Here is a 13,972-nt window from a genome sequence, read left to right on the forward strand (position 1 = left end):
CTGCCCTCTCTGGCGCACCCCTGGGGCCATCGAGGCAACGAACCCGAGCACCACTAGCCCAGCTCTTCGGAGCTGGGGCTGGGTGCCGGGGAGGCACGCGGCTACAGCGCGTTGCTAACCGGATTAGCGAAGGCTTTGAGATCCTCCCAGGAGTCGGCACGGGCGGTGTCTTGCTCGTAGGCGATCAGGTAGCCCCAGTGCTGGCCGGCGTAGGCACCCTCGGCCACCAGGCGGCGCACCAGTGCTTCGGCGGCCTTACGTTTGGACTGCACCCGGGCGTCATCCCGGCCGCGTTCGTCCTTGCCCTCGATGATCCAGTGCACCCCGTTGGTATCCAGGGCCACGAAGTCAGGGAAGTAGCGATCCTTAGCGTTGTAGAACACGAAGGCCTGATCCTGCGGATGCAGCCGGTGCCACCACACAATCCCTGGCGAGGTATTTAGCAGTCGTGCCAGCTGATACTCCCCGGTGAAGGAATCAAAAGATTCCTCCGCGAACAGCGATTTGAACCAGCCGCCATACACCCGCCCGCGTACAAACTGCGCACGCGTCTCAATCTGGTCATGCACCTTCTCCCCCAGCGGCAATGTATAGCCGGCACCGGGCATCTTCTTAGGGTGAATGCTGGGCACCTCGCGGGTGGCCCGCAGGGTTTCGGTGATGTAGTCCTTAATCAGACCCAGCAGCTCAGCGCAAGCAGAGTCCAGGGACTTCACGGTCCACCCGGTGAAGCTCACGGCTTGCATGAACCTCGGTACCAGGAAGGTGGATACATAACGGCCGGTTGCTTCGGTCTTGGGTACCAGCGCCAGCTTCATCACCAGTTTCACCAATGTGTCTTGAGCGTCCGCATCCTCGACGTGTACGGAGTCCACCTCAGCGCTCTCGCGATCTTCAGCGCGGAGTTTCTTGCCTAGGACTGCGATGATTTCCTTGCGTAGCAGCACATCGCCTGCGGAGGTCACCCGCCGGGCTGCCTGCTCGACCGCGCCGTCGCTGATCTCCGAGAGATCAATCGGTGGCTGCTGGAGGGTCATTGTGGTCACCGGGAAGTGGTATACGACGTCAGCGAAGCCGGGGTTACGGTCGATGGAGACCAGCTCCCACTGCGGTTCTTCCCTGCCGTCCCGGCCGGGGTCGATGATCTCCCGAACCCCCACCCCCGGTGTTCCCGCCGATCCGCTTTCACCGAGGGGAACCATTGCTGGCTGTGAGCCATCGCCTGCACTTCCGCCCTCGCCTGGGTCGGTGCTGTCGCCTGCTTCCGCGCTGCTCCCAGGGGCTGGCCAGGCGCCTGCCTGCCCGGTACCTGTGCCTGCCCCGGCACCAGCGCCGGGGTCTGTGGAGGATTCGGTGCCCGCGTTGGTGGCTCTGCGGATCGCTGCATCCACATCTGCCTTGTCGGGTTCGGGGACAGCTTTTTCCAGGCCGAACTGCTGCAACACATTCTCAGCATCTAACAGCTCGGTGAAGGACTGGTGGGCGATAATGTCCAGCTGGTCGATCTGTCCCACACCCGTGTACTTCCCGAAGGGCAACCGCAGCCCGCGACCCATCGTCTGCTGGGTCAATACCTCGGACGCCATGGCCCGCAGAGTGACCACGACGGCGATATTCTTCACGTCCCAGCCCTCTTTGAGCTTGTTCACGCTCACCACCGCCAGCACGGGGGAATCAGGCCGGTCAAGCTGGTCGAGTCGACGCTGGGTCAACTCATCTTCGTGCTTGGAGTCCACCTGCAGCACGGCATCATCCCGGCCGAGGTACTCCGGGGTGCGCAACAGGTTAGCTATCTGGGTGGCGTGCTCCACATCGGAGCAGACCACGAAGGCCACCGCGTTCACATGATCGCGGCCCTCTGAGGCGGCATAGGAATCGTAGTAAGCCTGCTTGAGGGCCCGCAGCTGCAGCGCATCACGCAGTTGTTGCTCCTCAGAAGCCTCGTCGGTGCCGTACCCGGTCTTGCGAAATGCCAGTACGGGGGCCTTGACGTACTTGTCTTGGATGGCACGGTAAAGCGGGTACTCGAAGATCACGTGATCGGTCTTCTTATTCACCGATGCGGTCAACCCGATCGCGGCGGCAGGGTCGAGTTCCTTCAGTGCAGCATTAAACGCGGCGGCGCTAACGCCGTAGAGGTGGGATTCATCGGCGATGACCACCAGATCATCCAGCCCCTTCAAGTAGTCGAAGAGCACCCCGGCGTTTTCATCGAACCGGCGGGGTTTACGCCGCATAGCTTCCTGTGTGCCCCCGCGGGTATCCCCCTCGGTGGACTTCGGGGCGATGAGTTGCTGAATGTTGAAGATGAACGTCAGCACCGGCACCTCCCGCCCGAACGCGAGCTCGGCAGCACCATTCTGGCGGGCCACCCAGGCGGAATAATCCTGCGGGGTCACCACCTCAGGCGGCACGGCTGAGCCTGTGATGTAGCGCGGCGCTCCGGGAGTGAAGTTCTGCACGGTCTTTGCCTGCACGGTTTTGCCTGGAGTGACGATCACCACGTTGCCGACACCTTGGCGGCGCAGGTATTCCACAAATGCGGCCATCAGGTACGTCTTGCCCACACCGGTAGCGAGGTTGAGCACCTGCATCACAGACGGGTCATAATCGCCGTCGAGAGTGAACACCAGCTGGCGCAGCGCCTCCTTATTCGGGGCACGCAGGTCGAACTCGGAGCTGATGGATTCCAGCAGGTCGGAATCAAAACTGATATTGAGCCTGGTTGCCATTACTGCTCATCACCCTTGCTATAGCGGAATAGATCATCGGGCAGGGCGACCACCCGCGAGCCCTTCACCGTTTTGCGCAGGTGCTCGCGCACCCCGTCCATGACGGTGGTCGCCGCCAGCACGATTGTCTCGCCGGGCTGGGTCTGGGAGGCCAGCCAGTCGACGATCTCGACCGTGGCCACGCCTTCCACCACCTTGAGCAAGGCATTGCCACGCCGGGCATCGAAAATATAGTCATCATCGGCGTGCAACAGTGTGAACCCGAGGTTGGCGGCCACAGACTGGATCAAAGCTTCGCCGGTGGCTGCTGCTGTGAGCATCACCCGGTCCAGCTCTGGGTTGTAGTCGAAACACGCAGGCGACAGATGGGCGACCTGGAAGCCGCCGCCACCACGCCAGTTCAGCACTTCCTTCGTGCGCCTGGTCTTAGAGGCAGCCTTCAACGCCTTCGTCAGTGGGTTCTTCTTCGCCTCGGGGTCGTCTTTAATCAGCTTGTTCAGCACTCTCGTGAATTTCGCGGCATCTTCCGGCGAGACACCATCGGGGAGTTCGACGTCATAGGCAGCGACGCGTTCCCCCTTCGTCCGCGTAATTCCGCCTGGGTCTTCGTCGTTGACGACCTTCTCCAGACGGGGACGCGTGAACGTCGTGAACGTCGACTCCAACAACTCACACGTCACCCAACGACGCCCCATCTTCTGAGCTACCGCAGCCGTCGTCCCGGACCCAGCAAACACATCCAGCACGATGTCACCAGGATTCGAGCCGATATGAATGATGCGTTCGAGGAGACGCTCCGGCTTCGGAGTGTCAAATGGCGTCAATGCTGGAAAGAGCGCTTTCAGCTCAGACTTGGCAGCGCGATTGTGGCCGACATCCTTGTTTTCCCACCATGTGCGAGGATTGTTGCCCTTGGTGGGAATATACGCTTTACGTCCGATTCCTCCCGTCGAACGGATCAGAATCTCCGGGAGCGGATCGCCTGAAATGCGTCGTGCGGCCACCCGCTTACGTGCTTCATCGAGTGGAACATCCAAAACTAGCGCACACACATCATCGGACGCCTTATCTCTAGGTACTCCTTCATTGCTGGCACGCCAATCAGCGTCATGAAGATTCTCCAGCCGATACGGAACCCACCCCTGCAAGCCGTCAAGAATGCGCTGTTGCGAATATCGCCAACTGGCACCTTTAGGAGGGCGCATCATTTCACCTGTCAGGGGGTTCTGGATCGCATAGCACATGCCTCCCGAGCCGTCGCCATGATTACCCGATGGGTTATCGTCCCACCAAGGTCCGAGGGGGTCATTGTCCGGATTAGAGAAGCGGGCATTGTCGGCTGCTGTGCGAAGAGCCTTGTTTGGCTCGAAGGCCTCGCTACGGCGGTAAACGATAACGAAATCCTGGTCCACCGAGAAACCCAAACCACGCCGAGGGGAGTCAGCCTTTTGCCAAACAATTTCTGCTTGAAAATTCCCCGCACCAAACACCTCATCCATCAGCACGCGCATCCGATGCACCTCAACATCGTCAAGGTGAACCCAGATCGACCCATCATCGGCAAGCAGCTTCTTCATGTGGAGCAGTCGGTCGCGCATCATGGTGAGCCAGATGGAGTGCTCGAGGTTATCTTCGTAGGAGGCGAATGTTTGCGCGGTGTTAAAAGGTGGGTCGATGTAGATCAGTTTGACCTTGCCCACGTACTTCTCGGCCAACTCGGGCACCCGGGTGAGCGATTCGAGGACGTCGCCGGATTCGCCGAGGATCAGAAGGTTCTCGTCCTGAGGCTCAAGGTCGGCGCGCTCGGAATAATCGAACTCCTCCGACTTCTCCGTTTGGCTGCCCTGCACGTAATCGTCGTAGACGAGGGTGTGGGTTTCGCAGTAGCGCGGATCGGAAGGATCCACCCACGTGTAACCGTACTTGCCGGCCTCGGTGGGGATGAGGGCTTTGTCCTTGTTGTACCAGGTCAGCTGGAGGCGTTGCTTCGTCATCTACTCACGTTCTCCCGGTGAACCATCCCAGCTGCCGAGGGACTGATTGTCGAAGAATAAACACATAAGCAATACAGTATCCGAGCCCGCCGACACGGAGTCAGAGTATCGAAAGCAGAAACGATACCCTACCCTACTGCGCTAATAGCCCGCCTCCGGATCAACCTCCGTGGGCAGCGGCTCCCCCGCCGCATAGGCCTCGGCCACGCGGACGGTGTGCTCACCAATTCGGCGGCGCACCGAGTACGGCGGATTGGCCAGGTGCGGCGTGATGACCACATTGGGCATCGTCCACAGTGGGCTATCGGCCGGTAGCGGTTCCGGGTCCGTGACGTCCAAGGCCGCGCCCGCGATCTCCCGCGAGTCCAGGGCCGCTATCAGCGCTTGGGTATCAATGAGCGGACCACGCCCCACATTGACCACAACCGCATGTGAAGGCATCGCCGCAAACGCCGCAGCGTTGCCCAGGTGCTTCGTCTCATCCGTCAGCGGCGCAACGAAGACGAAGTAATCCGCGCGCGGCCACACCGACTCAATGTCGCTAAAGGGAACGGCTTCCGCGCCGTCCACCGGACGGCCTGAGCGATTGACCGCGATGATTTTCACGCCAAACCCGGAGAGCATCTCAATGAGCCGCTTGCCAATCCCGCCCGCACCGATGATCGCCACCGTCGTATTTTCAAACAGGAAAGAGGTGTACGCCTCCACCTCGTCGCGGTTGTCCCAGGTGTCCACACGCTTGTGCGCGTGCAGTTGGGCCAAGAGCAACGCAATCGTGGACTCAGCTACCGTCGAGTCGTAGAGTCCCGCGGCATTGGACCAGCGCACATTCGTCGAGCGGATGAGGTCGAGGATGTGGTCCACGCCCGCGAAAGGCACCTGCACGAATCCAATGGACTCGGGCAGCTCCGGGAAATCAGCTGGCTGCCCGTTAAAGACGAGGAACTCCGCGTCCTCCAGCGCGACACGCTCGTGTCCCGCAGCTTCGAGCGCCGCCGTGGTCTCCTCCCACGGCTCTGGCACAATTGCGTATTTCATTGACTATGCCCCCTTAGTATCCCGCGGTGGCATTGACGCGGGTGGGCATGGGCTCGCCCGCCTCCCACGCCGCCGCGTTCTCGTTAAAAATCTTTCCCATGTGGAACGTCGCCACGTGCTTGGACGCCGCCATGTGCGGGGTCATCACGCAGTTGGGCAGCGCGTAGAGCGGGTGCCCGTCGGGCAGCGGCTCCGGATCCACGACCTCAAGGCCCGCCGCAGCGAGCTGGCCGTCGCGCAGCGCCGCCACGAGGTCGTCGGTGACCACAGTCCCCCCGCGCCCCACGTTGACAAATACCGCTGAGTCCTTCATCGCCGCGAAGAGTTCCACGTTGAAGAAACCAGCTGTCTCCGAGGTGAGCGGCAGAGTCGATACGACGAAGTCGAACCGGTCCCACTCCACATCCTTCAGCGTCACGGGACCGGTTCGCGTGACCTCCGTGAGGTTGACATCAAACGGTCGCAGCAATTGCGCCAACCGCTTGCCGATGCCTCCAGCACCCACGATCGCCACCTCCCGCGGCCGGCCCTGCGCGTAGAGCCACGCCTGGGTTTTGTCGAGCTCCCGCGCGACGTCCCACGTCGCAGCCTGGGCAAAGGCTTTGTGGTGATGCGCGGCAGAAAGCATGAGCGCGAGCGCGGCCTCAGCGACGGGTTCGGCAAATGCCCCGGCCGCATTGCACCACGGCAGTCCGTCCGCGGTGATGACGCCAGCCTCAATGAGTTGATCGACGCCGGTGTAGCAATGCTGCACCCACTGGATATTCGCGGGCATCTCCGGGATACGGTCAGGGCGCGGATCTGTATTGATATAGACCTCAGCTTCCTCAAGCCCCACATGTTCGTGGCCAACGCGTTCAATATCTGCAATCGTCTCGTCCCAGGGACGTGGCATGTAAAACTTCATGGCCCCACCCTAGGGAATCTGGCAATGGGGAGCGCACAACCCCAATCGTGGGAATCCTCACCGGACCCCCGGCGGTTCCCGGCGCCTGGTGGCAACACACCCCCAGCAGGGCACCGCCCATCATTAGGGCAGGGCAGACCACCACTAGCGGCAGGCCAGAAGCAACGCAATCTCAACCGGAAGGGGCATTTTCAGACTATGGTCATTTTGTGGCTAAAAATACTATTCCCAGTTCCCTCAGCTCCTGGTTCCTTCCGCCTGCCCTCCCCCAGGTCCCAGACGGCAGCCTCGCAGTCGTGACCGGCGCGAGCAGCGGGATCGGCAAGGCGGTCGCAGCCCGCTTCGTGGCAGCCGGATTCCGGGTGGTCGGAACCACACGTAACCCGGCCACGCTCACCGATCCGGTACCGCATGTGGAGTACCTAGCCTTAGACCTCGCAGATCCGGCCTCTATTGAGACTTTCGCCGAGGACGTCCTGGCACTTGGCGCGCCGGGCGTGCTCGTCAACAATGCAGGCGAGAGCCAGAACGGCCCACTGGAGGAACTACCCCGGGAGGCGCTGGAGCGGCTGTTCCAGGTCAACGTCATCGGGCACGTGGAACTCACCCAGAAGTTCCTGCCGGCGATGCGCGAGCAGGGTTTCGGTCGCATCGTCATGATCGGGTCCAGGTTGGGGAGTTTCCCGCTGAGTTACCGGGGCAGCTACGTGGCCTCGAAGGCCGCGATCCGCAGCTTCGCCGACTCTGCCCGCAGCGAGCTTTCGCCGTTCGGGGTCGGCATTTCCACCGTGGAGCCCGGCGCGATCTCCACGGGGCTCAGTTCGCGGCGCACCATCTACGTCGACGACGCAGGCCCGTACTCGCGGGACTTCCACCGGATGCTCGACACCCTCAACGACAACGAGGCCAAGGGAATCAGCGCCGAGGACGTCGCGGAGCTGGTGGGCACCGTGGTGGCAGAAGCCCGCCCGCGTGCGGTGTACGCCCGGGGCTCCCTGGCGCCGGTGCCGTATATCCTGCAGCGACTCGTGCCGCGGGAGACGATGTTGCGCATCATGCGCGCCAAGCACGGCCTCTGACACCTGCGGGCAAAACCCGGGGCAGCGGGTTAATCCTCCTCGCCGGGTTTCCTGCCGCCCTCGTCCCCAGAAGTCTTCTCTCCAAAAGCAGAGTGCAGCTGGGAGCGCACCTCCGTGCGCACGTCCAAGCGATGGTTCATCCGCTCCAAATATTCACTCTCGCGCTGTTTGAAGGCCCAATCGCGCCACGGGCGGGCAAAGAGCGCGAGCACCGTCGCACCGACGACCCCCATGAACAGCAGCGCGCCCGCGAGGATGGTGACCGCCGGGCCGCCGTGTACCCCGAACACGATCGCCAGCATCACGCTGCCGACCAGCCCGAGCGAGGCTAGCGACATATAGGCCACGTTGATCGGGTGGAGCCGGTGGCCGAAGCTGCCGTTGTAGGTCATCACCAACGGGATGATCTGCAGCGCGAACAGCCCCAGGAAGTAAAAGGTCGCCACCCGGCGCAGCACGTCGGTGTCCAGCAACTGCGGAAAGCCCGTCAACGCGGTGAGCATCCACAGCATCGCGACGAGGTTCAAGAGGCGCCGTGCCATGTGTCTAGACCCTAAACAGCTCGTCTTGCGCGGCGCACGGGCCGCTCAGTGCGACGGGAAACTCGATCTCCCCCGACCCGTGGGATAGCGCCAACACCAGCACGATCGGATCGTAGCCGAGGCGGCCGACCTCTTTGGGCGCGTAGGTGACCACCGGGGTTCCCGCCTGCACGGTTGAGCCCTCGGCCCAGCGGGTCGCGAAGCCCTGCCCGTTGAGCTGATCAGTGTCGATGCCCATCTGCACCAGCATGCGGGCACTCTCGTCCTCCAGCTCCACGACGAACATGTGGGGCTGCATCCGCACGATGGTTCCGGCGACCGGGGACTGTACCTCCACGATCTCCTTATCGGGGTCTGGGATCACAGCCACGCCTGCGCCTGCGGAGCCGGAGGCGAACACGGGGTGCGGCACCGCATTCAGCGGCGCGGTCGTTCCGGCGAGTGGCGCGCCCACTGGAGTGCGCTCGGCCCCCGGAGCTCCCCCGCGGCCTGTAGCGACGGCATCCACGTCGGCAGCGCCGAAGCCTGCGGCGCCGACATCCCCCTCGCTGCCGAGGTCTTCAAAATCGTGCCCGTCTGTCATGCTTCCCCAGCTTAACCGCGCGCGATCTTGCGGGAGGAGGAGGCGGACCATTGTGACCAACCACCCACGAAGTGCCGCCCGACGGGAAGGCCCGCCTCCTCCATCGCAGCCAGGAACAGGGCGGAGTCCAGCCCGGATCCGGAATGCACAGTCAGCTCAGTGTTCTCATCGATGCCGTGGCTCGCGAAGATCTCGCGCAGCCGGGCCCCACCCAGGACCTTGCCCTCCTCATCCAGCAGGGAGGCCACGGGGATGTTCACAGCGCTCGGAATGTGACCTGCCTGGTGGTCGAAGGGCTCCCGAACACCGCGGAAGCGCTCCGGGTCACGGCAGTCGACCAGCATTCGGTCGCGGCACCAGACGTCGATCTCGTCGATATACAGCTCCGGCATGGAGCGGGGTCGGATCTTGAAGTCCCCGCGCCCTCGGAGAGCACCGATGCCACCGGCGACGTCGCCGCCCGCCTCCTCCCACTGGGAAGTTCCGCCGTTCAGGATCTTCACGTTCTCGACGCCAGCCCAGCGCAGGATCCACCAGGCGCGAGCAGCATAAATGTTGCGCCCGGCGTCATAGATGACGACGGGGCGGCCCTCCGTGATGCCCCAGTTGTAGAAACTGCGTTGCAGGGCGGCCAGGCCCGGCATGGGGTTGCGGCCCCGCGCCCGGGAGGGGGTGCCGGCCAGGTGTTGGAGGGGGTTACAGAACATCGCCCCTGGCAGGTGCTGGCCCACGTAGGCTTCCCACGCGCTGTTCTCGGTCTTGGCCCAGTGGGAGTCGATGATGGTCATGCGCTCGCCGAGGCGATAGGCCTCATAAAGCTGCTCACCGCTGATGAATGGGCCCGGGATCTTGGAGAAGGTATCGTGCACGCGCCGGGAAGTTGCTTGGCTCATGGTCACCATCCTAGAGATTGTGCGCGACTGAGGTTTCCATTACTCAGCCTCGCCCCCGCAGGGCCCCGTGGAAGCATCCTCTATTGGGGTCTATTCCCCGCTCAGGCGCGCTTTCTTATATGCTTTTTAGGTTAGCTTTCTACCCTTCAAAGACTGGAGCAGTGGATGTCTGAGAACCCGTGGGAGAAGAAGCCGTCTCACTCCGGTGACGGCCAGGCGGAGAACCCATGGAATCAGCCTTCGGATAATCCGTGGGCACAGAATCGGCCCGGCGCGGAGCAGCCCAGTGCAAGCCAGCCCAATGCCGGCCAGCCCACGCCAACGTCCCCCAACGCGCCGCGGAACTCGGGGAAGGAGAGCACCGACCCGGACCTGCGTTCGTCGAACCCGGAGGAGGACTGGGCCGGGCTCGCGAACTCGCCGCAACCGCCGAACTACCAGCGGGGCGCAGCGTCGGCCGGCGGGGCGGCTGGAGCGGCGGGCTATGGTCAGGGCTTCCAGCAGGGCCCGTACCAGCAAAGCCCCTATCAGCAAGGTTTCCAGCAGGGGCCGCCGAACGGACAGGGCTATCAGCAAGGCCCTTATCAGCAGGGTGGATACCAGCAAGGCGGCTACCAGCAGACTTATGCCCCGGGGCCGCCCCAGCAGGGCTCTTATCAGCAAGCCCCGGAGAAGAAGTCGGGCAAGGGCTGGCTGATCGCGCTCATCGTCCTCCTGATCCTCGCGCTGATCGGCGGCGGACTGTGGTGGTTCCTCGCGGGCTCCAAGGACGGCGGCTCCAGCGAGGAACCAGTCACCGTCTATGAGACGGAGTATGAGGACGAAACCTCCTCCGAGGAGACGACCGCCAAGGAAGACGACGAGGACGAAGACGAGGACACCGAGACCTCCGAGCCGGAAGATTCCAACGGCCCGAAGGCGGTCTCGTCGCCATCCGACTACCCCTCCGGACTGCGCTCCGACGGCTGGACGGTCAGCAGAAACGCCCAGTGCAACTCCACCGACGAGTGGGTATATGCAGCGACCAACGGCTCCACCTACGTCTCGATCTGCGAGAACCCGGACAACGGCCGCTACTACTACCGCGGCTACAGCGACGGGATGGGATACGAGGAGGACGTCGACATGGCTTCCGCGGACGTGGCCCGCGGCAAGTTCCGAGTCCCCGCCGCGCCGAATACCATCGTGATCGACGGCAAGACCCTGCGCGTGATCGCGGCTGACGGCGGCGAGCTGGATTCCCAGCGCCTCCCGAGGGCCGTCTATAAGTCGAACTACTAGGCCTCTCGTTTCGCGCCCTGCATAAACGCAGCGAGCAGAGGCAAAGGCCCGGCGACACTCAGCACCTCCTGAGTGGCCGCCGGGCCTTGGGCTTTGCTGGGGCGAGAATCTCACCCACCCCAGGCGGGAGCGCTTACTCGCCGCGGTGAATCCAGAGGCTGTCCACGCCCTCGACCTCGTGCGGGTCCACGTCCACACGGACGGTATCGCCGTCCCGAATCGCGCCGGAGAGCAGCTCCTTGGCCAGAGCATCGCCGATGGCCTTCTGGATCAGCCTGCGCAGCGGGCGGGCACCGTAGGCCGGGTCATAGCCACGCTTGGCCAGCCAAGCCTTCGCCTCCGGGGAGACATCCAGGGTGAGGCGGCGGGAGGCCAGGCGATCCGCCAGCCCGCCGATCTGGATGTCCACGATGTGCTCCAGCTGCTCCTCGGACAGCGGGTCAAAGATCAGCACGTCATCCAGGCGGTTGATGAACTCCGGCTTGAAGTGGGCCTTCACCGCGTCCATGATCTGCTCGTGGTTACCGCCGGCGCCCAGGTTGGACGTCAGGATCAGCATCGTGTTGCGGAAGTCCACCGTCCGTCCCTGGCCATCAGTCAGGCGGCCCTCGTCGAGAACCTGCAGCAGGATGTCGAAGACGTCCGGGTGGGCCTTCTCCACCTCGTCGAAGAGCACGACCGTGTACGGGCGACGGCGCACCGCCTCGGTCAGCTGTCCGCCCTGGTCGTAACCGACGTATCCCGGAGGGGCACCGACCAGGCGGGCGACGGAGTGCTTCTCGCCGAACTCGGACATGTCGATGCGGACCATCGCGTGCTCGTCGTCGAAGAGGAACTCCGCCAGCGCCTTGGCCAGCTCCGTCTTACCCACGCCCGTGGGGCCGAGGAAGAGGAAGGAGCCGGTCGGACGGTTCGGGTCGGCCACGCCGGCACGCGCGCGGCGCACGGCGTCGGAGACCGCGTTGACTGCATCCTTCTGGCCGACGACGCGACCTGCCAGGACGCTCTCCATCTCCAGCAGCTTCTCGGTTTCTCCCTGCAGCATCTTGCCGGCCGGGATGCCGGTCCACGCGGAGACGACCTCGGCGATGGTGTCCGGGGTGACTTCCTCGGTGAGCATCATCTCCTGGTTGCCGGCCTGCGCCTTGGCCTGGGCCTGCTCTGCCTCCTCCAGGCGCCGTTCGACGTCCGGGATGCGGCCGTAGCGCAGCTCAGCGACCTTGGCGTAGTCGCCGTCGCGCTCCGCGATCTCGGAGTCCCGGCGCAGGGCGTCGAGCTCCTCCTTGATTCCGCGCAGCGAGTCGATGCTGGACTTCTCATTCTCCCAGCGGGCGGTCAGGCCGGCGAGCTTCTCCTTCTCATCGGCCAGCTCCGAGCGCAGGCGCTCGAGACGGTCCTTGGAGGCGGCGTCAGTCTCCTTGGCCAGGGCCATCTCCTCGATCTCGAGGCGGCGGACGATGCGCTCGGCGTTGTCGATCTCCTCCGGTCGGGAGTCGATCTCCATGCGCAGGCGGGAGGCAGCCTCGTCGACCAGGTCGATGGCCTTATCCGGCAGGAAGCGGCTGGTGATGTAGCGATCCGAGAGGCTGGCGGCGGCGACCAGGGCGGAGTCCTGGATGCGGACACCGTGGTGCACCTCGTAGCGTTCCTTGAGCCCACGGAGGATACCGATGGTATCCTCCGGGGTCGGCTCGCCGACGTAGACCTGCTGGAAGCGGCGCTCCAGGGCCGGGTCCTTCTCAATGTGCTGGCGGTACTCGTCCAGGGTGGTCGCACCGACCAGGCGCAGCTCACCGCGGGCGAGCAGCGGCTTGATCATGTTGCCGGCATCCATCGCAGAGTCGCCGCCGGCGCCAGCGCCGACGATGGTGTGCAGCTCGTCGATGAAGGTGACGATCTCGCCGTCGGCTTCCTTGATCTCGTCGAGGACGGCCTTCAGGCGCTCCTCGAACTCGCCGCGGTACTTCGCGCCCGCGAGCATCGCGCCCAGGTCGAGGGAGACCAGCTTCTTACCCTTCAGGGATTCGGGGACGTCGCCCGCGACGATGCGGCGGGCCAGTCCCTCGACGATCGCGGTCTTACCCACGCCCGGTTCGCCGATGAGCACGGGGTTATTTTTCGTGCGCCTCGATAGCACTTGGACCACGCGGCGGATCTCCTGGTCGCGGCCGATGACCGGGTCGATCTTCCCGGCGCGGGCGGCGGCGGTGAGGTCGGTGGAGTACTTCTCGAGGGCCTGGAACTGGCCCTCCGGCTCTTCGGTGGTGACCTTGCGGTTGCCACGCACGCTTTCGAAAGCGCCACGCAGGGCGTCAAAAGTGCCACCCAGGTTGTGCAGAATCGTCGCGGCGTCCGAGTTGCCCTTAGCGATACCGGTGAGCAGCACCTCGGTGGAGACGTAAGTGTCACCGAGTTCCCCAGCGAGTTCCTGGGCGGCCGTCATGGCGTTCAGGGCGTCGCGGTTGAACTGCGGATTGGCCATGCCGGAGCCCTGCGCGGTGGGGTAACCCTCCACGAGGGACTTCGCCTGGGTCCGCACTGCGTCGGCGTTGACGCCAGCTGCGGTGAGGATCGGCTGGGTAATGGAGTCCTGCTGCTCGAGCAGGGCCACCAGCAGGTGGCCGGGGCGGATGTCCGGGTTCCCGCGGTTCGACGCGTCCTGAAGGGCGGTCTGCATTGCTTCGCGGGTCATGGTGGTTGGGGTGAAGGAGCTCATGATCTTGTGACCTTTCTGTGGTGAGGTTTGTTGCTACCTATCCTAATTGAGTTCACTAGACTCAACCACGCTAGCCTTGAGTCTATTCCACTCAACCTAAAATTTTTTTCCGATCACTACAGCCCACTTTCTACCCCTCCCCATCCCGCCCGCGCCGCACAGCCCACGATGATGGCCTTGGAGCCAAGATCGTGGGACAATAAGCCC

Annotated in this window: 10 protein-coding genes; 2 read left to right on the top strand and 8 right to left on the bottom strand. The window is 63.7% G+C overall.

All coding sequences use genetic code 11. The features are described 5' to 3' along the window. Nucleotides 1-101: 101 nt before the first annotated feature. The 4 genes from CU_RS09000 to CU_RS09015 form a co-directional block, all read right to left on the bottom strand. Nucleotides 102-2,732, bottom strand: a complete 2,631-nt coding sequence (locus tag CU_RS09000) for a DEAD/DEAH box helicase (protein WP_012361030.1) — start codon at nucleotides 2,730-2,732, stop codon at nucleotides 102-104. Continuing rightward, a complete protein-coding gene (locus tag CU_RS09005) occupies nucleotides 2,732-4,726 on the bottom strand; it encodes a site-specific DNA-methyltransferase (RefSeq protein ID WP_012361031.1) in 1,995 nt (664 codons plus the stop codon). Before CU_RS09005 ends, CU_RS09000 begins: the two co-directional genes overlap by 1 nt. Nucleotides 4,727-4,867: 141 nt before the next feature. After that, a complete protein-coding gene (locus tag CU_RS09010; RefSeq protein ID WP_012361032.1) occupies nucleotides 4,868-5,764 on the bottom strand; it encodes a D-isomer specific 2-hydroxyacid dehydrogenase family protein in 897 nt (298 codons plus the stop codon). A gap of 13 nt (nucleotides 5,765-5,777) precedes the next feature. Further along, the gene (locus tag CU_RS09015) at nucleotides 5,778-6,671 is read right to left on the bottom strand and encodes a D-isomer specific 2-hydroxyacid dehydrogenase family protein (RefSeq protein ID WP_012361033.1); all 894 of its coding nucleotides are present in this window, start codon (nucleotides 6,669-6,671) and stop codon (nucleotides 5,778-5,780) included. A 209-nt stretch (nucleotides 6,672-6,880) separates the two neighbouring features. Here CU_RS09015 and CU_RS09020 point away from each other — a divergent pair, with 209 nt between their 5' ends. Continuing rightward, a complete protein-coding gene (locus tag CU_RS09020) occupies nucleotides 6,881-7,750 on the top strand; it encodes an SDR family oxidoreductase (protein WP_012361034.1) in 870 nt (289 codons plus the stop codon). 29 nt (nucleotides 7,751-7,779) lie between these two features. On the opposite strand, the gene CU_RS09025 is transcribed toward CU_RS09020, so the two are convergent. The 3 genes from CU_RS09025 to CU_RS09035 are packed head-to-tail and all read right to left on the bottom strand — an operon-like array spanning nucleotide 7,780 to nucleotide 9,768. Beyond that, entirely contained in the window at nucleotides 7,780-8,292 is a 513-nt protein-coding gene (locus CU_RS09025; RefSeq protein ID WP_012361035.1) for a hypothetical protein, read from the bottom strand. A gap of 4 nt (nucleotides 8,293-8,296) precedes the next feature. Next, on the bottom strand, nucleotides 8,297-8,875 hold the full coding sequence (locus tag CU_RS09030; protein WP_231837662.1) for a PTS sugar transporter subunit IIA: 579 nt from the start codon (nucleotides 8,873-8,875) through the stop codon (nucleotides 8,297-8,299). An 11-nt stretch (nucleotides 8,876-8,886) separates the two neighbouring features. Beyond that, nucleotides 8,887-9,768 carry a sulfurtransferase gene (locus CU_RS09035; protein WP_012361037.1) on the bottom strand — a complete coding sequence of 294 codons (882 nt, stop codon included), beginning with the start codon at nucleotides 9,766-9,768 and terminating at the stop codon, nucleotides 8,887-8,889. Between the two features lie 165 nt (nucleotides 9,769-9,933). Between CU_RS09035 and CU_RS09040 the strand changes: the two genes are divergently transcribed. Beyond that, on the top strand, nucleotides 9,934-11,049 hold the full coding sequence (locus CU_RS09040) for a hypothetical protein (RefSeq protein WP_012361038.1): 1,116 nt from the start codon (nucleotides 9,934-9,936) through the stop codon (nucleotides 11,047-11,049). Between the two features lie 133 nt (nucleotides 11,050-11,182). Here CU_RS09040 and clpB read toward each other — a convergent pair whose 3' ends face one another. Continuing rightward, nucleotides 11,183-13,765, bottom strand: coding sequence for an ATP-dependent chaperone ClpB (clpB, locus tag CU_RS09045; RefSeq protein ID WP_012361039.1), 2,583 nt, complete (start codon nucleotides 13,763-13,765; stop codon nucleotides 11,183-11,185). Nucleotides 13,766-13,972 lie beyond the last annotated feature (207 nt).

Source organism: Corynebacterium urealyticum DSM 7109 (genome assembly GCF_000069945.1).
GTDB lineage: Bacteria > Actinomycetota > Actinomycetes > Mycobacteriales > Mycobacteriaceae > Corynebacterium > Corynebacterium urealyticum.

What these genes read in the sequence shown, in the direction of transcription:
- CU_RS09000 (WP_012361030.1), bottom strand. Translation starts at nt 2,732, where the DNA reads ATGGCAACCAGGCTCAATATCAGTTTTGATTCCGACCTGCTGGAATCC.
- CU_RS09005 (WP_012361031.1), bottom strand. Translation starts at nt 4,726, where the DNA reads ATGACGAAGCAACGCCTCCAGCTGACCTGGTACAACAAGGACAAAGCC.
- CU_RS09010 (WP_012361032.1), bottom strand. Translation starts at nt 5,764, where the DNA reads ATGAAATACGCAATTGTGCCAGAGCCGTGGGAGGAGACCACGGCGGCG.
- CU_RS09015 (WP_012361033.1), bottom strand. Translation starts at nt 6,671, where the DNA reads ATGAAGTTTTACATGCCACGTCCCTGGGACGAGACGATTGCAGATATT.
- CU_RS09025 (WP_012361035.1), bottom strand. Translation starts at nt 8,292, where the DNA reads ATGGCACGGCGCCTCTTGAACCTCGTCGCGATGCTGTGGATGCTCACC.
- CU_RS09030 (WP_231837662.1), bottom strand. Translation starts at nt 8,875, where the DNA reads ATGACAGACGGGCACGATTTTGAAGACCTCGGCAGCGAGGGGGATGTC.
- CU_RS09035 (WP_012361037.1), bottom strand. Translation starts at nt 9,768, where the DNA reads ATGAGCCAAGCAACTTCCCGGCGCGTGCACGATACCTTCTCCAAGATC.
- CU_RS09040 (WP_012361038.1), top strand. Translation starts at nt 9,934, where the DNA reads ATGTCTGAGAACCCGTGGGAGAAGAAGCCGTCTCACTCCGGTGACGGC.
- clpB (WP_012361039.1), bottom strand. Translation starts at nt 13,765, where the DNA reads ATGAGCTCCTTCACCCCAACCACCATGACCCGCGAAGCAATGCAGACC.